Annotated in this window: 13 protein-coding genes and 2 pseudogenes; 13 read left to right on the top strand and 2 right to left on the bottom strand. The window is 62.6% G+C overall.

Features of this window, described 5'->3' with window-relative positions:
• Positions 1 to 99: 99 nt before the first annotated feature.
• From WJ542_RS14870 to WJ542_RS14860, 3 genes are all read left to right on the top strand, one after another.
• The gene (locus WJ542_RS14870; RefSeq protein WP_411189971.1) at positions 100 to 1134 is read left to right on the top strand and encodes a YVTN family beta-propeller repeat protein; all 1035 of its coding nucleotides are present in this window, start codon (positions 100 to 102) and stop codon (positions 1132 to 1134) included.
• 154 nt (positions 1135 to 1288) lie between these two features.
• Entirely contained in the window at positions 1289 to 2110 is an 822-nt protein-coding gene (locus tag WJ542_RS14865) for an EI24 domain-containing protein (RefSeq protein ID WP_411189969.1), read from the top strand.
• A gap of 39 nt (positions 2111 to 2149) precedes the next feature.
• A complete protein-coding gene (locus tag WJ542_RS14860) occupies positions 2150 to 2986 on the top strand; it encodes a competence/damage-inducible protein A (RefSeq protein WP_411189968.1) in 837 nt (278 codons plus the stop codon).
• Positions 2987 to 3082: 96 nt separating this feature from the next.
• Here WJ542_RS14860 and WJ542_RS14855 read toward each other — a convergent pair whose 3' ends face one another.
• Positions 3083 to 3547 carry a rhodanese-like domain-containing protein gene (locus WJ542_RS14855; RefSeq protein WP_411189967.1) on the bottom strand — a complete coding sequence of 155 codons (465 nt, stop codon included), beginning with the start codon at positions 3545 to 3547 and terminating at the stop codon, positions 3083 to 3085.
• 491 nt (positions 3548 to 4038) lie between these two features.
• Here WJ542_RS14855 and glnA point away from each other — a divergent pair, with 491 nt between their 5' ends.
• The 7 genes from glnA to xth all read left to right on the top strand — a co-directional run bounded on the left by glnA (position 4039) and on the right by xth (position 12606).
• On the top strand, positions 4039 to 5454 hold the full coding sequence (glnA, locus tag WJ542_RS14850) for a type I glutamate--ammonia ligase (RefSeq protein ID WP_411189966.1): 1416 nt from the start codon (positions 4039 to 4041) through the stop codon (positions 5452 to 5454).
• 232 nt (positions 5455 to 5686) lie between these two features.
• Positions 5687 to 6829 carry a nitrogen regulation protein NR(II) gene (glnL, locus tag WJ542_RS14845; RefSeq protein ID WP_411189965.1) on the top strand — a complete coding sequence of 381 codons (1143 nt, stop codon included), beginning with the start codon at positions 5687 to 5689 and terminating at the stop codon, positions 6827 to 6829.
• Positions 6830 to 6875: 46 nt separating this feature from the next.
• A complete protein-coding gene (ntrC, locus tag WJ542_RS14840) occupies positions 6876 to 8399 on the top strand; it encodes a nitrogen regulation protein NR(I) (RefSeq protein WP_411189964.1) in 1524 nt (507 codons plus the stop codon).
• A 76-nt stretch (positions 8400 to 8475) separates the two neighbouring features.
• A complete protein-coding gene (locus WJ542_RS14835; RefSeq protein ID WP_411189963.1) occupies positions 8476 to 10557 on the top strand; it encodes a prolyl oligopeptidase family serine peptidase in 2082 nt (693 codons plus the stop codon).
• A gap of 197 nt (positions 10558 to 10754) precedes the next feature.
• On the top strand, positions 10755 to 11138 hold the full coding sequence (locus WJ542_RS14830; protein WP_411189962.1) for an IS3 family transposase: 384 nt from the start codon (positions 10755 to 10757) through the stop codon (positions 11136 to 11138).
• 178 nt (positions 11139 to 11316) lie between these two features.
• Entirely contained in the window at positions 11317 to 11448 is a 132-nt protein-coding gene (locus WJ542_RS14825) for an integrase core domain-containing protein (protein WP_411190575.1), read from the top strand.
• 372 nt (positions 11449 to 11820) lie between these two features.
• On the top strand, positions 11821 to 12606 hold the full coding sequence (gene xth / locus WJ542_RS14820) for an exodeoxyribonuclease III (protein WP_411189961.1): 786 nt from the start codon (positions 11821 to 11823) through the stop codon (positions 12604 to 12606).
• Between the two features lie 17 nt (positions 12607 to 12623).
• Here the strand turns inward: xth and WJ542_RS14815 are convergent.
• Positions 12624 to 12722 (bottom strand): annotated as a pseudogene (locus WJ542_RS14815) (transposase); the annotation flags it as partial.
• A 495-nt stretch (positions 12723 to 13217) separates the two neighbouring features.
• On the opposite strand from WJ542_RS14815, the pseudogene WJ542_RS14810 reads away from it, so the two are divergent.
• From WJ542_RS14810 to WJ542_RS14800, 3 genes and pseudogenes are all read left to right on the top strand, one after another.
• Positions 13218 to 13772, top strand: a pseudogene (locus tag WJ542_RS14810) (type VI secretion system baseplate subunit TssF); the annotation flags it as partial.
• A gap of 355 nt (positions 13773 to 14127) precedes the next feature.
• The gene (tssL, locus tag WJ542_RS14805) at positions 14128 to 15402 is read left to right on the top strand and encodes a type VI secretion system protein TssL, long form (protein ID WP_411189960.1); all 1275 of its coding nucleotides are present in this window, start codon (positions 14128 to 14130) and stop codon (positions 15400 to 15402) included.
• 211 nt (positions 15403 to 15613) lie between these two features.
• A protein-coding gene (locus tag WJ542_RS14800; protein WP_411186887.1) for an IS5 family transposase occupies positions 15614 to 16431 on the top strand; the annotation gives its coding sequence in 2 pieces (ribosomal slippage) (positions 15614 to 15962 and positions 15962 to 16431; 819 coding nt in all).
• Positions 16432 to 16469 lie beyond the last annotated feature (38 nt).

Raw genomic sequence — 16469 nt, 5'->3', positions numbered from 1 at the left:
TGGTTTTCTGCCGCATGCCTTTCATTTCACGGGGCCTACGTCAACCTTGCTAAAGGCTGGACGTTCTACAATCACGAATCCCCCCGGAAGTGAGTTCCCATGCGTTCCTCTGAATTTCGCCGCGCGTTTTTCCACACCGCCGGCCGTCTCGCCGCTGCCGGCGCGCTCGCGTGTACCGCGCTTTTTTCCCTCGCCGCGCACGCGAACACGGTCAACAACGTGATCGTGCTCAATTCCGGCGAGGCCACGCTCAGCCTGATCGATCCGCAAACGCAGCAGGTCATCGGCACCGTGCCCACCGGCAAGGAGCCGCACCACCTCCTTCCCACGCCGGACAACCAGTCGCTGATCGTCGCGAATTCGGTCTCGAACAATCTCTTGTTCGTCGATCCGAGAACGGGCAAGCCCCAGCACTGGGTCGAGAACATCGAAGATCCTTACCAGCTGGGTTTCTCGCCGGACAACAAGTGGTTCGTCACGACCGGTCTGCGCCTCGACCGGCTCGACATCTATCACTACGCCGGCGGCGGCAACGTTACGCTTGCGAAGCGCTTGCCGCTCTCGGCCATGCCCAGCCACATGGCGTTCACGAAAGACAGCCGCGTCGTGTTCGTCTCGCTGCAGGTCTCGGGCGAGATCGCGGCCGTGGATCTGCCCACGCAAACGGTGCTCTGGAAGATGAAGGTCGGGCCGGCGCCGGCGGGGCTGTGGCTCACGCCCGGCGACAAATACCTGCTGGTCGGCATGACGGGTGCCGACTACGTCGCCGTCGTGGACTGGCGCAACCAGAAGATCGTCAAGCAGATCCAGGTGGGCAAGGCGGCGCACAATTTCCGCTCGCTCGTGGACGGCCGCCACGTGCTGGTGTCGAGCCGTATATCGAACACGATCAGCATCATCGACGAAGAAACGCTCGAGAAGACCGGCGAGATCAGCGGCCTGATGCCGGGTCCGGACGACATGGAGCTCACGGCCGACAAGCGTTACCTGTGGGTGACGTTCCGCTTCGCGAAGCACGTGGGCATCGTCGACATGCAGACGAAGAAGCTCGTCAAGACGATTCCCGTGGGGCGCTCGCCGCACGGCATCTACTTCTACGACCGCGCGCCGGTCGCAGCGCCCAACGGCGCGTAGATGGGGGTTCCCCGTGGCTCGGGGGCGCTCCAGGTGTCTTGCGCCGTGACGGCTGCAGCGGCGGCCTGCGCGGTGGTTTATGCTTGCGGCTGTAGCCGCCATTCCTGCGGCGTTTGCGTTCTCCACCACACTAGTCGTTGCCACCCAAGCCCGCATGAATGATCTGCTGCGCTCGTTCGGACGCGCACTCGCAAGCGTGTTCCATCCCGTCATGCTGCTCCTCACGTTCCTGCCGTTCCTGCTGGCGGCGCTCGTGTGGGGCGCACTGCTCTATGTCTTCTGGCAGCCGTTGATCGAAACGGCCCGCGTCTGGCTCAGCAACGGGTCGTTCACGGCCACGCTCTATCACGTGTTCGACTGGCTCGGCTTCGGCGGCCTGCGCGCCGTCGTGGCGCCGTTCGTCGTGATCGCCGTCGCAATCCCGCTGATCGTCGTGACCGTGTTGCTGTTGATCGTTGCGCTCGCCATGCCGCGCGTAATCCGCTATCTGTCGAACCGGCAATACGCGGCGCTGGAAATGCGCCGCGGCGGCAGTTGGTACGGCAGCCTGGCGCACTCGTTGTGGACCACGCTTGTCTGCCTCGTTCTGATGGTGGTGACGCTGCCGCTATGGCTCGTGCCGCCGTTCTTCGCGCTGATTCCGCCGCTGTTGTGGGGCTGGCTCACGTATCGCGTGATGACCTACGACGCGCTCGCGCTGCACGCGAGCAGCGAGGAGCGCCGCGCCATCGTGCGCCGCTATCGTCTGCCTTTGCTGACGATCGGTGTGGTGAGCGGGCTGCTTGGTTCCCTGCCCACGGCGATCTGGGTGTCGTCGGCGTGGCTCGTGGTGCTCTTTCCCGTGGTCGCCGCGCTGACCATCTGGATTTACGCGTTCATTCTGGTGTTCACGGCGCTCTGGTTCGGCAACTACTGCCTGCGAGCGCTCCAGCGCTTGCGTGCGGAGACTCCGCATCACGTGGTGCCCGCGCGCTGACATTCCCTATTCCGCCCATACAACGAGACGAGGCGACACATGGCATTTGGCGTCATCATCATCGGCGACGAGATTCTCTCCGGGCGCCGTCAGGACAAGCATCTGCCGAAGGTTATCGAGCTGCTCGGCGCACGCGGGCTCTCGCTCGAGTGGGCCGAGTACGTCGGCGACGACCCGAAGCGGATCACCGATACGTTGCGCCGCAGCTTCGCCTCGGGCGATGTCGTGTTTTCGACCGGCGGCATTGGCGCGACGCCGGACGACCATACGCGCCAGTGTGCGGCGGCGGCGCTCTCCGTGCCGCTCGCGCTGCATCCGGACGCGGAGGCGGCGATACGCGAGCGTATTCGCGACATGCATACGGGCAGCGATCCCGTGAATTTCGGCTCGCCCGAGAACCAGCATCGCTTCCAGATGGGCACGTTTCCGGTGGGCTCGGAGATCATCCCGAACGGCTATAACAAGATCCCCGGTTTTTCGATTCGCGATCACTACTTCGTGCCGGGCTTTCCGGTGATGGCCTGGCCGATGATCGAATGGGTGCTCGACACGAAATATGCGCATCTGCATCACCAGACGCCGCACGCCGAGAAGTCGCTGCTCGTGTTCGAGTTGCCCGAATCCACGCTCACGCCGCTCATGGAGCGCATCGAGCAGGACTTTCCGGGCGTGCGCGTCTTTAGCCTGCCGAGCGTCGGCGATGTCGAGCGCGGCGGCATCTATGCGCGACGGCATATCGATCTGGGTGTGAAGGGCGAGCCCGAGGCCGTGGCGGCGGCCTTCGTGAAGCTGCGCGAAGGCGTGCACCTGCTGGGCGGCGATGTCGTCGAGCCACAGGAAGCCGGTGGCCGCGGCGAGCCGCGCACGGGCGCCTGAGCGGCGCGCTATGGCTTCAGTACATCATCGGCCTGTCACACGCGGCGCTCAAAGTGGCCAATCGGCCCGCAGCGGGCGCGGGTTTTGCGAGAGGCGTCAGGCGCCGATCCAGGGCAGGCCGCGGAAGCACCAGCCCGTGACGGTCTTGCGATGACCCTGGCTGTCCTTGTCGCCCTCGAAGCCTTCGAGCAGATCGTAGGCGTGTGTGTAACCCGCCTTGGCGGCTTCCACGGCGGCGAGCTTCGAGCGCGCGGCGCTGCGGCAGAGGAACAGCACCGGCGCGTCCGGTTCGACGGCTCCGTGCAACTGGGCGAGAAACTCGGCGTTCGGCACGCCGCCGGGATAGCGGGTCCACTCGACATGGGCGTACTGGCCGTCGCCCACGACGGGGCGGCCCACCCAGTCCAGCTCGGCACGCGTGCGCACGTCCACGAGGCGCGCTCGCGGATCGAGTTGCAGAAGCTCGAACGCCTCGGCGGGCGACACTGCGCCCGCGTAGGACAGATGATTCTCGACGCGGCGCTTCTCGGCCTGGGCATACAACTGTTCGAGCGTACTCATGACAACGGATCTCCTGTGTCGGCCAGAGTGGGAGTTTGAGCGGTTGACTCTGGGCCTATGAAGGTTACTGATTGGCATTGGACCAGGAGATCATTCTAGCGCGCTGCACTTCGACGGGCGTGGCGCGTCCGCTGGGGCGTTGGCAGAGGCGAGGGGCAGAAACGCATCAATGTGGTGCATGTTTGTCGGTTTGCACCATAATTGAGTAAATTCGGCGAGCCAATATCGGGATTGCACGAAATTGGTGCTTATGGCAGACCGGCCTTGGCCGCAGGGCGACGAAGAGGTCAGACGTTTTCACTCTAACTGCGCGTCGCCAAAAGGATTTGCGCCAGCTTGGCGCATGCGTGGCACGGAAGCTGCTTTATACGTCGCGATCGATTCGTAGCCGGCCGGCCGATCGCGGCCAAGGATGGCGCCGGCGAGGATCAACAGATTCGGGACGGCGACGCAAGCGTGTTTGCCGAAATTATCAATCAGGAGAAAAGGTTATGAGTAAATCCGTGGCCGACGTCATGCAACTCGTCAAGGACGAAGACGTCAAGTTTGTCGACTTCCGCTTCACCGACACGCGCGGCAAGGAACAGCACGTTTCGGTGCCGGTTTCGGCATTCGAAGAAGACAAGTTCGAGAGCGGCCATGCGTTTGACGGTTCGTCGATTGCCGGCTGGAAGGGCATCGAAGCCTCGGACATGCTGCTCGTGCCGGACGCCAACACCGCCTTCATCGACCCGTTCTACGAAGAATCGACGCTCGTGCTGACCTGCGACGTGGTCGAGCCGGCCGACGGCAAGGGCTATGAGCGCGACCCGCGCTCGCTCGCGAAGCGCGCCGAAGCGTACCTGAAGAGCACGGGCCTTGGCGACACGGCGTTCTTCGGTCCGGAGCCGGAATTCTTCATTTTCGATTCGATCCAGTGGAACACGGACCAGTCGGGCTGCTTCGTCAAGATCGGCTCGGAAGAAGCGCCGTGGTCGTCGGGCAAGGAATTCGAAGGCGGCAACACGGGTCACCGTCCGGGCACGAAGGGCGGCTACTTCCCGGTCGCGCCGGTCGATTCGTTCCAGGACATCCGCTCGGAAATGTGTCTGCTGCTCGAACAGATCGGCATTCCGGTCGAAGTGCACCACCACGAAGTGGCGGGTCAAGGCCAGAACGAAATCGGCACGAAGTTCTCGACGCTCGTGCAGCGCGCGGACTGGACCCAGCAACTGAAGTACATCGTCCACAACGTGGCGCACACGTACGGCAAGACGGCGACGTTCATGCCGAAGCCGGTCGTCGGCGACAACGGTTCGGGCATGCACGTTCACCAGTCGATCTGGAAGGACGGCCAGAACCTGTTCGCGGGTAACGGCTATGCCGGTCTGTCGGAATTCGCGCTGTTCTACATCGGCGGCATCATCAAGCACGCTCGCGCGCTGAACGCGATCACGAACCCGGGTACGAACTCGTACAAGCGTCTCGTGCCGCACTTCGAAGCCCCGGTCAAGCTCGCCTACTCGGCGCGCAACCGTTCGGCGTCGATCCGCATTCCGCACGTGTCGAACCCGAAGGGCCGCCGTATCGAAACGCGCTTCCCGGATCCGCTGGCCAACCCGTACCTGTGCTTCTCGGCGCTGATGATGGCAGGTCTGGACGGCGTGCAGAACAAGATCCACCCGGGCGAAGCCGCCGACAAGAACCTGTACGACCTGCCGCCGGAAGAGGATGCAAAGATCCCGACCGTCTGCGCGGGCCTCGACCAGGCGCTGGAAGCGCTCGACAAGGATCGCGAGTTCCTGACGCGCGGCGGCGTGTTCACCGACGGCATGATCGACGCTTACCTCGAACTGAAGGAATCCGAACTGCAGCGCGTGCGCATGACCACGCACCCGGTCGAGTTCGAGCTGTACTACTCGCTGTAAGTCGAAGATGACGCAACGCCTGCTGCGGCATGGCGTTGCGCTGCTTCGATCTGCTTCGAACAGTTTGCCGCGCGCGACGATCGCGACCGGTCAGGAAGGGACGGCGGCGCCGTCCCTTTTTCGTTGCGCCGCCGGGCTCCGCCCGGGGCGCCCGAGGACCTGCGCGAGTGCCGTTGCGCGGAGCCCTCGATATCGATATTGCCGGCGTGCCGCACGGCGCCCGGCCGGATACATGGTGCTCAAGAATCTGATCAAGGCCAGGAAGGGCCACGCCGAACCGCTCTCGGACGACGCGCCGCTCGTCGTTTCGGGCCTGCTGCCCGGCTTCGAGGCGCTGCCGACGGTCGTGCTCGTGCTCGACAAGCGCACGCTGCGGGTGGCGTTCGCCAATCCGTCGGCCGAGGCCATGCTCGATCTGTCGCGCCGGCAGCTCGGGCAGATGGCGTGGTCCGATCTCTTCACCAACGCCGACGAACTGGTCGCGACGATTGCCTCGATCGCGGAACACCGCTTTCACGCCACGCGCCTCGACGCGACGCTCGAACGCCCGGGCCGCGAGGCGCTGCACGTGCATGCGATCGTCGGCTTTCTGGAGAGCGCGCCCGACTACGTGCTGCTCGAACTGTTCGAGAACGAGCGGCACATCAGGAGCGACCGCGAGGAGCGCATTCAGGATCTCACGGCCGTCAACAAGCATCTGATCCGCAATCTCGCGCACGAGATCAAGAATCCGCTGGGCGGTATTCGCGGCGCAGCGCAGTTGCTCGAATTCGAGCTTGGCGCGCTGCAACGCGACGAACTGCGCGAGTACACGCAGGTCGTCATCAAGGAGTCCGACCGCCTGCAGACGCTCGTCGACCGGCTGCTCGAGCCGCACCGGCATCCGCATATCGTCGGCGACGTGAACATTCACGAGGTCTGCGAGCGCGTGCGCGCGGTGATTCTTGCCGAGTTTCCGCGCGGGCTCACGATCGAGCGCGACTACGACGTGAGCGTGCCCGATCTGCGCGGCGACAAGGAGCAACTGATCCAGGCACTGCTCAACATCGTGCGCAACGCGGCGCAAGCGCTGCGCGAACGCATCTCGCAGGGTGACGCGCGCATCGAGCTGCGCACGCGCATCGCCCGCAAGGTCACGATTTCAAAACGTCTGTGCAAGCTGGCACTGGACTTGCATATCACCGATAACGGACCCGGCATTCCGGAGGACATCCGCGACCGCATCTTCTATCCGCTCGTGTCGGGGCGCGAGGACGGCAGCGGTCTCGGACTCACGCTTGCCCAGACCTTCGTGCAGCAGCACGACGGCCTGATCGAGGTGGACAGCCGTCCTGGACACACCGAGTTTCAGATCCTCCTGCCGCTCGACTGCTGACACGACTGCTGAAAAGCGCACGCCAACAAGACTTCTGACCGACCTTATGAAGCCGATCTGGATAGTAGACGACGACCAATCGATACGCTGGGTGCTCGAAAAGGCACTCGCGCGCGAGAACTTCACGACCCGCAGCTTTTCGAACGTGCGCGATGCCGCGGGCGCGCTCGAACACGACAGCCCCCAGGTGCTGGTGTCCGATATCCGGATGCCGGGCGGCTCGGGCCTCGAACTGCTGCAGACGGTGCGCGAGCGCGTGCCGGGCCTGCCGGTCATCATCATGACCGCGTTCTCCGACCTCGACAGCGCGGTGGCCGCGTTTCAGGGCGGCGCGTTCGAATATCTCGCGAAGCCGTTCGATGTCGACAAGGCCGTCGAGCTGATCCGGCGCGCCGTGGACGAGAGCGTGCGCGGCGAGCATCCATGGGACGACCGGCCGGCCGAAGCGCCCGAGATGCTCGGCCAGGCGCCGGCCATGCAGGACATGTTCCGCGCGATCGGGCGGCTTTCGCATTCGGCCGCGACCGTGCTCATCACGGGCGAGTCGGGCACCGGAAAGGAGCTCGTCGCGCGCGCGCTGCACCGTCATAGCCCACGCTCGAACGGTCCGTTCATCGCGCTCAATACTGCGGCCATTCCGAAGGATCTTCTGGAATCCGAATTGTTTGGCCACGAGCGCGGCGCGTTCACGGGCGCGCAGGCCATGCGTCAAGGCCGCTTCGAACAGGCCGAGAACGGTACGCTCTTTCTCGACGAAATCGGCGATATGCCGTTCGATCTGCAGACGCGTTTGCTGCGCGTGCTTTCGGACGGACAGTTCTATCGCGTCGGCGGCCACAATCCGTTGCGTGCGAACGTGCGCGTGATCGCGGCGACGCACCAGAACCTGGAAACGCGCGTTCGGCAGGGGCTCTTTCGCGAGGACCTGTATCACCGCCTCAATGTGATCCGTCTGCGCCTGCCCGCGCTGCGCGAGCGCAGCGAGGACATCCCACTGCTCACGCGCCACTTCCTGCAGAAGAGCGCACGCGAGCTCGGCGTCGAGCCCAAGCGCGTTTCCGACGAGGCGCTGGCGTATCTTTCGTCGCTGCCGTTCCCGGGCAACGTGCGCCAACTGGAGAATCTCGCGAACTGGCTGACCGTCATGGCGCCGGCGCAGACCATCGAGACCAAGGACCTGCCGCCGGACCTGGTGCCTGCCCAGGGCGCGCCGGTCGAGGCCAGTGTCGCGACGGCCAGCGCGGAGGCGTCCGGCGCGCTCGCTGCTGCCGGCGTGGCATCCGGCATGGCGGGTGCGAGTGCCGGGTTCGCGGCTGCGCACCCGGTGGCCAGCCCCGGTGCTGGCGCGGCGGCGCTCGCGCTGTGGGAATCCGGTTTGCGGACCGAGGTTGCGCGCCTGTTGCGCGAGAACAGCGCCGATGTCATGGACGAGCTCTCGCGCCGCTTCGAAGCCGCGGTGATTCGCGAGGCGCTCGACTTCACGCGCGGCCGCAAGGTCGAGGCGGCCGAGCGGCTTGGCATTGGCCGCAACACCATCACGCGCAAGATCCAGGAGCTCAACCTGGAGTGAGTACGGCGCGCGCTTCGCGAAGGCAGGCGCGCGCGTACAGGGCATAATCGACGCTGTTTCCCGCAAGCCATCGACTATGCCCGTGACTTCCCCCTGGCCCACCGAGGCCGATCCCTTTCTCTCGCTCGAATCGCTGGACGACCCGGCCGCAAGCGCCTGGGTCGAGACGCAGAACGCCCGCACGCGCGCCGCCTGGCAGGGCGGTGCGCGCTTCGAGGCATTGGAGAAGCAACTCGCGCAGGCGTATCTGCCGCGCGAGCGCCCGGTGATTCCCAGCCGCTGGCAACAGTGGGCCTACGATCTCTGGGAGGACGAGGGGAATCCGAAGGGCATCTGGCGCCGCGCGCTGTGGGCCGACTGGCGGGCGCACCGGCCGCAGTGGCAGACGCTGATCGACTTCGATGCGCTCGGCGAGGCCGAGGGCGTGCCCTGGGTCTGCGCGGGCATCGACATCCTCTATCCCGACGGCGATCGCGCGCTGATCCAGCTTTCGGACGGCGGCGCCGATGCCGTGACGGTACGCGAATTCGACCTGGAACGGCGCGTATTTGTGGACGAGGGTTTCGTCATCGCGAAGGAAGGCAAGCATACGATTTCGTGGATCGATCGCGATACCATCTACGTGGGCTGGGACAACGGCCGTCGTTCGCTCACACGCTCGGGCTATCCGCGCGAGGCGCGGCGCTGGACGCGTGGGGCACGGCTTGCCGATGCGCCCGTGGTGTATCGCGGCGAATTCGACGACGTCAGTGTCGAAGCCGACTACGATCCTGTCGAGCGGCGCCACGACCTGGTGCGCAGCGTCGACTTCTTCGATGCGTACAACTACTGGCTCGACGACAAGGGGACATGGCAGCCGTACGATCTGCCGTCGCACGTCGCGGTCGGTGCATGGCAGGGCTGGCTGCTGCTGGAGCCGCGCCTCGACTGGGCGTGCGCGGGCGTCACCCATCCGGGCGGCGCGCTGCTCGCGATCCGCGAGGATGCTTTCCTTGCCGGCGAGCGCACCATGACGGCGCTGTTCAGGCCGACGCCCGTGACGTCGGCGTGCGACTGGACCAATACGAAGCACTATCTCGTGGTGTCCTGGCTCGACGACGTGCAAAGCCGCACGATGTTGTGGCAGCCCGAGGTCGAGGGTGGCGCGTGGACCTGGCGCTCGCGCGCGTTTCCCGTGCGCGCGAGCGCGCAGGTGGAGGTGTCGCCGGTCGAGGACACGCTGGACGACGAGGTCTTCGTCGATGTCGACGACTATCTGCAGCCGCCCGAATACTGGCTCGCCGATCTGGCGAAAGCCGATCTTCAGGACTGGGAACTACTCGACCGCTGGCCCACGCAATTCGATGCGACGTCGCTTGCCGTGATGCGTCTGCATGCCCATTCTGCGGACGGGACACGCGTGCCTTTCACGGTAATTGGCCCGCGTGCGGTGCTCGAAGGCGACGCTCGCAAGCCGTTGCCGTGTCTCCTCACGGCTTATGGTGGATTCGCGATTGCGTTGACACCGCAATACCTCGTGAGCTCGGGTATCGGCTGGCTGGAGCAGGGTGGCATCGTCGCGGTCGCCCATATTCGCGGCGGCGGCGAGTACGGCAACGCCTGGCACGTTCAGGCGCAGTGCGAGCATCGTCAACGCTCGTTCGACGATTTCATCGCCGTAGCGCAGCAACTCGTGGCCGAGGGCTGCACGACGGCCGCGCAGCTTGGCATCAAGGGCGGCAGCAATGGCGGGCTGCTCGTTGCTGCGTGCATGGTGCAGCGGCCCGAACTGTTCGGCGCCGTAGTGTGCGAAGTGCCGCTCCTCGACATGCAGCGTTACCCGCTGCTGCATGCCGGCGCTTCGTGGCTCGACGAATACGGCGATCCCGACGACCCGGTGCAGGGACGCGCGCTGGCGGACTGGTCGCCGTATCAGCGTGTGCAGGCCGGGGTGCCTTATCCGCCTTCGTTCTTCACGACTTCGACCAGCGACGACCGCGTGCATCCCGGCCACGCGCGCAAGATGGTGGCGCGCATGCAGGAGCAGGGTCACGCCAATGTGTGGTACCTGGAGAACACCGAGGGCGGCCATGGGCCGGGCAGCGATGCGCTGGAGCGCGCGGAGTATGATGCGCTCGTGTTCCGCTTTCTGTGGACGACGCTTGCCGGAACGTGGTGAGCGCTTATCGGATGCGACGTTCTATAACTGGCGTAGCCGCTACGTGGCATGGACGTATCGGAAGCGCGGCGACTACGCCAGCAGGAGGAGAAAAATCAGCGGCTTAAGCGGTTGGTCTCTGACCAGGTGCTCGACATCCAGGTCCTGAAGGATGTTTCTGGAAAAAAGTAAGTACGCCCGCGTAGCGCCGAGAAATCGTGCAGCAAGTGATTGAGCAGCACGGCTATTCGGAGCGCCGGGCGTGTGCGCTCGTGAGCTTGAACCGACGGACGTTCCGACGGCTGGCGCCGGCAGATGCCGACTGCGCAGTGCGAGAGCGCTTGCGAGAACTGGCGCAGGAACGGCGCCGGTTTGGCTCGCCGCGACTGCACGTCCTGCTGCGGCGAGAGAGACTGGTGAGAAACTACAAGCGAACCGGGCGGCTGTACCGCGAAGAAGGCTTGTCACTTTGGGAGAAACGACGCAAGAAGCGCCCAGGCCATTTGCGTGTGGTGATGGCGGCTCCTGACGGCGTCGACCAGAGCTTGGAATGGACTTTGCATCCGATGCACTCATCAATGGCCGGCGAGTACGGATGTTGACCATCATCGACGCGTGGAATCGCGAGTGCCCGCGCATCGAGGTTGACTTCTCGATAACGGGCCGGAGTTCGTCAGCAAGGCGCTCGATGCATGGGCACATGAACATGGCGTCAAGCTGCAGTTCATCCGTCTGGGTAAGCGGGGGGAAAACGCGCACATCGAGAGCTTCGAAGGCTGACTGCGCGAAGAATACTTGAAACAGCATGCGCCCGTCAGTCTCGACGATGCACGCAAGCGAATCGAGGCGTGGCGCACGGATTACAACTCGGCGTGCCTGCATAGTGCCCTGGGGCAACTGGCGCCGGGCTAATTCCGGCAATTGAATCAACCAGAAATCGACCAACCACCTAACTTACGAGTGGTGTACTCGGCGGGGTAAGGTCAATCTTCCATCGAGCACTGCATTGATCCGCCGCTTTTTGTAACAAGAGCAAATCATCGATAATCACGATCGTTCCCTTAATGGCCGCTCGCCCCTCATTAGACGACATCAATGAGACCACATTCTCGGAAAGAATTCGTTGGATCTTTGCTCGGGATAACCATGACGGCACCGAGACGGTATGATTTGGGCATGCTGTTTCCTGCACGAAACCAATCTGCCCCATCAGGGGTATTATTGAAAGTATAGAAAACCTCTCATTCACAGAAAATCCATTAAAAACATATTGCTACCCGCTCAATGAAGATCGCTACCTGGAACGTCAATTCCCTGAAAGTCCGCCTGCAGCACGTCATGGACTGGCTCACCGAAAGCCAGACCGACGTGCTGTGCCTCCAGGAACTGAAGCTCCCCAACGAGAAATTCCCGCGCGCCGAACTCGAAGCGCATGGCTACCGCAGCTGGTTCACGGGCCAGAAGACCTATAACGGCGTGGGCATACTCGTGCGCGATGGCGTTTTCGTCGATGAAGCCACGGTCGTGCGCAACATTCCCGCGTTCGAAGACCCGCAGCAGCGCGTGATCGCCGCCACAGTGGGCGATACGCGCATCGTGAGCGCCTACTTTCCCAACGGCCAGGCGCCGGGCACCGACAAGTTCGCCTACAAGCTGCAGTGGCTGAACGCGCTGCACGACTGGCTCGCTGACGAACTGCAGCGCTATCCGAAACTCGCGCTGCTCGGCGACTACAACATCGCGCCTGAAGATCGTGACGTCCACGATCCCAAGGCCTGGGAAGGCCAGAACCTCGTTTCGCCCGAAGAGCGCGCGCAGTTCGCGCGGCTCGTCGAGCTCGGCTTCGTCGATGCCTTCCGGCAGTTCGAGCAGCCCGAGAAAATCTTCACGTGGTGGGACTACCGCATGTTCGCGTTCCGCCGCAATGCAGGGCTGCGCATCGACCACATCCTGCTGTCGCCCGCGCTCGCACCGCAGCTCGTGTCGTGCGAGGTGGACAAGACGCCGCGCAAGTGGGAACAGCCTTCGGACCACACGCCGGTCGTGGCGCAACTCAACGCCAGCGCCTGATCACAACGACGCTGCCGTATGCCGTGTTTGCGGCACACGTCTGTGACCTTCATGCCTGCGTCGGCATTCGTCAGCACACCGAATATCTGATCTTCAGTGAACCGCGATTTCTTCATGACAAGGTCTCTCCTGCGGCCTCGCCACTAACTTTACAGTGGGATACTTTAGAGGGGAAAGATCACTCGGTTCAATGATATGTAATTGAAAAAATCTGAATCACGAATCGATCAGGAAACTGTGAAAGACCGCATTGGGAATCTGCGGGAGGTGGATCGAATGGATGTCGGAAAGTCATGAGATTTCGTCAAATTCTTCTCAAAAATTGCACCCATCTTTGGCGCATGTTATTAAGTTGTCTGAAGAATAATTTCGGATTCAGCCCTGTTGTCGAATCCGAAACAAGTTACGCGTACAACAGATCGCTGTATTGGCTGCTGTGTGCCATGAGCTTTGAGATAGCGGGAAGACTGCATGTCAGCATCTGTGCGGTCGTCAAGGAAAGAGACGAGAACCATGCGAACGGGCAATACCGATAGTGACTGCGACTGCTTTAGTCTGCCTGTGCGCTACGTCGCCGTAATGCGAATGGACGGGAGGGCCGGTGTGTGAGCATGGATCCGCGCCTGCTCGAATACTACGTGCGTGAGCTGCGGTATACGCGTGCAAAGGCGGGCGAGTTTGCGGACGCTCACCCGAAGATCGCCAGGCGTCTGGGCATGCAGGCTGGCGAGATTGGCGACCCCTATGTTGAGCGTCTGGTCCAGGCGGCTTCGTTCGTGAACGCGCGTACCCAGATGCGCTTCGACGACGAGTTTCCCCGGCTCACCCAGGCGTTGCTGGCCTCGTCCTATCCGAATTACCTGGCGCCGACGCCGTCCATTGGCGTTGCCAGAATCTACCCGGGTGGCAAGGATGGCGATCTGGTTGCCGGGTATTGCATCCGGCGAGGTACGGTGGCGACTTCCGGTATCCCCGATGGTGAGAAAACGGCCTGCCAGTTCAGCATCTGTCATGACGTGGTGCTGTATCCGCTCGAAATCATCGCGGGACGATTGACCGGCATTCCGCCGGACGTTCAGGCAATGGACCGGTATGTGCCGCCGCACAGGCGGATTCGCGGGGCGTTGCGCCTGCGCATCCGGACGACCGGGGGTATTCTGCTCGCGTCAACATGGAGCACGATACTTGATCATTTTAGCCCGTCTGATGATCTACTGGCCGCGCCCGCACGTGGTGTTGTCGCATTCCTGAAGCGGCATGCTTCGATGGATGCGGCAAACAATCTTCATCCAGACGTGGTCCGTTTGCTTGACAACTACGTTCACGATAGCCGCATCTGGTTCCGCGTACCCTGGTTCCATGAGTATGCACCGGGTGGATACGGATGGCCGCGTGTCATTTTTGTCGGTGGCAAGAAGCGGATCGCCTATCTCGGTCTGACGGCAGAGACCGAGTTGCTCGCTGCGGGCGACACACAAAAGGCTGCCTGGGCGTAATACGACGGAGAACGGAAAAGTATCCATGCAGCAAAAAGTTCATTTGTTTGGTCTGGTCGACGGGGCTGCCAGTCCCGCAAACATTCAGCCCCTCCTTGAGCAGTCTGGTGCGCAGTTTGTGTCGCTATACGCGGGTCTTCCGGAAGCGCAACTGGGACCGGCTTCGCTTTTTCTGGTGCGCATTGAGAGCGCGGACGCACCGTGGGTTGCCGATATTCCAGATGTTCGTCTCGACTCGAAGCAACTGATCGACTCACTTCGCGCGCTGCTGGTTGAAGAGTTCGGGACATTCCAGAAGTTGTGTGAACAGGCGAATATCCGGCGCGATCACATGATTGGTGCGCGCTACTGCTTGTGTACGGGGCTGGATGAAGTGATCATGCAGACCGATTGGGGCAAAGGTGGCGAGGCTGGTGTCGCCTGGAATACCGATGGCCTTGTTACGACCTTTCATGAGGATCGCGAAGGGGGCACCAAAGTATACCTGCTGGCCGCTCGACTGTTGCAGGAACCTGACGAGCACCGCGATCTGCTTGAGGTGATCTACAGGATTCTGAGTCTGGGTTTCGAAGGTCGTTACGGTCACGAAAAGGGCGGCGATCAAAAGCACCGGATGGTGCGTCAGCGCATCTACACGGAACTCATGTCGCGGCGGGACCCGGTTCCGCACGATCTCTCGCCAAACTTGAAAAGCACTGCACCGGCGAAACGCCAGTCGTTCTACGACTTCCCGGTATGGATTATGGTTACGGTGCTTTCGCTCATCCTGCTTGGTATGTGGGGCTACTTCAAGTACCAGCTCGTGACGCAAGCTGACGATATCCAGAAGCAGATCGGCGATATTGCTCGCATGACCCCACCGCCCGCGCCGACCGTTCTACACCTGAAAACGCTGCTCAAGGACGAAATTGCAGCCGGAACGGTGAGCGTGGACGAAGATGCCCACCATAGCGCGGTGACGTTTCGCGGAGATTCGATGTTTCTGCCCGGTGGTGTCGCGGTGAATGCATTGATGGGACCGCTGATCGCCAGGATCGCTGCGGAAATCGTCAGGGTACCCGGCAAGGTGACGGTGCTGGGCTATACGGACAACCAGCCTATCCACAGCCGGCAATTTACGTCCAATGATGCGCTTTCTGCCGAGCGCGCGACGCAAGTGTTGCAGATGCTGCAAACCGATGGCGTTCCTGTCAGTCGTCTCGAAGCGGTCGGCAAGGGCGAAGCGGATCCGGTTGCGGATAACAGCACCATCCAGGGTCGTGCACAGAATCGCCGTGTCGAGATCAATGTTGCGGAGTGAGGCAGGAGCCATTTGTGAACTGGCCTGATGTACGTTTGCGCCGCGAAGAGGTTCGCTTCTTTCGTGAAACGACGGTCTACGTAATAGTCGGAATCAGTACGTTCGATCGCATCAGCGTGGCTTAGAAACGGTTTCAAAAAGAGTTCGTAGGGGCTGTTAACCCGTAACGCAACCTGTTAACCTCGATTGTTGTGACAACAGGATCGAGGAGATGGGCAAACCAATCATCGACGACGAACTGTGGGCACTGATCGAGCCACTGCTACCACCAGCGAAGCCACGCCGCTTCAAGTATCCGGGTCGCAAGCCGGTACCGGATCGGGCTGCGCTGACCGGCATCTTGTTTGTGCTGAAGACCGGCATCCGCTGGCGAGATCTGCCAGCGGAGATGGGATGCGGCTCCGGCGTCAGTTGCTGGCGCAGGCTGCGCGATTGGCAGCAAGCCGGCGTGTGGGATCGACTGCACGCACTGCTGCTGGCGAAACTGCGAGCGGCCGGGAAGATCGACTTCTCCCGCGTCGTCGTCGACTCATCGTCGATTCGCGCGGTTGGGGCGGGCGAAAAACTGGCCCGAACCCCACCGATCGAGCACGACCTGGTTCCAAACACCACATCGCCACCGACGCTAACGGCACGCCGATCGCGGCAATCCTGACCGGCGCCAATCGTCACGACGTTACCCAGCTGATCCCGTTGATCGAGGCCATCGTGCCGATTAGCGGGGTGCGCGGCAGGCCGCTGAGTCGTCCTGGCCGTGTCTACGCCGATCGTGGTTACGATCATGACAAGTACCGGCGCCTCCTGCACGTGCGCAACATCCCCACCCGCATCGCACGGCGCGGTCACCCGCACGGTAGCGGCCTTGGAAAAGTTCGTTGGGTCGTCGAACGTACCCATGCCTGGTTGCATAACTTCCGCCGTTTGCGTATTCGCTTCGAACGCCGTGCGGACATTCACGACGCGTTCCTCAAACTCGGTTGTTGCCTGATCTGCTGGAACACTCTTCAGCGAACTCAACAGCCTTTATGAAACCGTCTCTTACAACAATTCGGTTGATGGTCCGGTTA

Origin of the sequence: Paraburkholderia yinzeri (genome assembly GCF_046581065.1) — a bacterium.
Lineage (GTDB): Bacteria > Pseudomonadota > Gammaproteobacteria > Burkholderiales > Burkholderiaceae > Paraburkholderia.
Note: the sequence above shows the minus strand (reverse complement) of the source record. Positions and strands in the feature narration are given on the sequence as shown.

What these genes read in the sequence shown, in the direction of transcription:
- WJ542_RS14855 (WP_411189967.1), bottom strand. Translation starts at nt 3,547, where the DNA reads ATGAGTACGCTCGAACAGTTGTATGCCCAGGCCGAGAAGCGCCGCGTC.
- ntrC (WP_411189964.1), top strand. Translation starts at nt 6,876, where the DNA reads ATGAAGCCGATCTGGATAGTAGACGACGACCAATCGATACGCTGGGTG.
- WJ542_RS14835 (WP_411189963.1), top strand. Translation starts at nt 8,476, where the DNA reads ATGCCCGTGACTTCCCCCTGGCCCACCGAGGCCGATCCCTTTCTCTCG.
- glnL (WP_411189965.1), top strand. Translation starts at nt 5,687, where the DNA reads ATGGTGCTCAAGAATCTGATCAAGGCCAGGAAGGGCCACGCCGAACCG.
- WJ542_RS14870 (WP_411189971.1), top strand. Translation starts at nt 100, where the DNA reads ATGCGTTCCTCTGAATTTCGCCGCGCGTTTTTCCACACCGCCGGCCGT.
- tssL (WP_411189960.1), top strand. Translation starts at nt 14,128, where the DNA reads ATGCAGCAAAAAGTTCATTTGTTTGGTCTGGTCGACGGGGCTGCCAGT.
- WJ542_RS14865 (WP_411189969.1), top strand. Translation starts at nt 1,289, where the DNA reads ATGAATGATCTGCTGCGCTCGTTCGGACGCGCACTCGCAAGCGTGTTC.
- WJ542_RS14860 (WP_411189968.1), top strand. Translation starts at nt 2,150, where the DNA reads ATGGCATTTGGCGTCATCATCATCGGCGACGAGATTCTCTCCGGGCGC.
- glnA (WP_411189966.1), top strand. Translation starts at nt 4,039, where the DNA reads ATGAGTAAATCCGTGGCCGACGTCATGCAACTCGTCAAGGACGAAGAC.
- xth (WP_411189961.1), top strand. Translation starts at nt 11,821, where the DNA reads ATGAAGATCGCTACCTGGAACGTCAATTCCCTGAAAGTCCGCCTGCAG.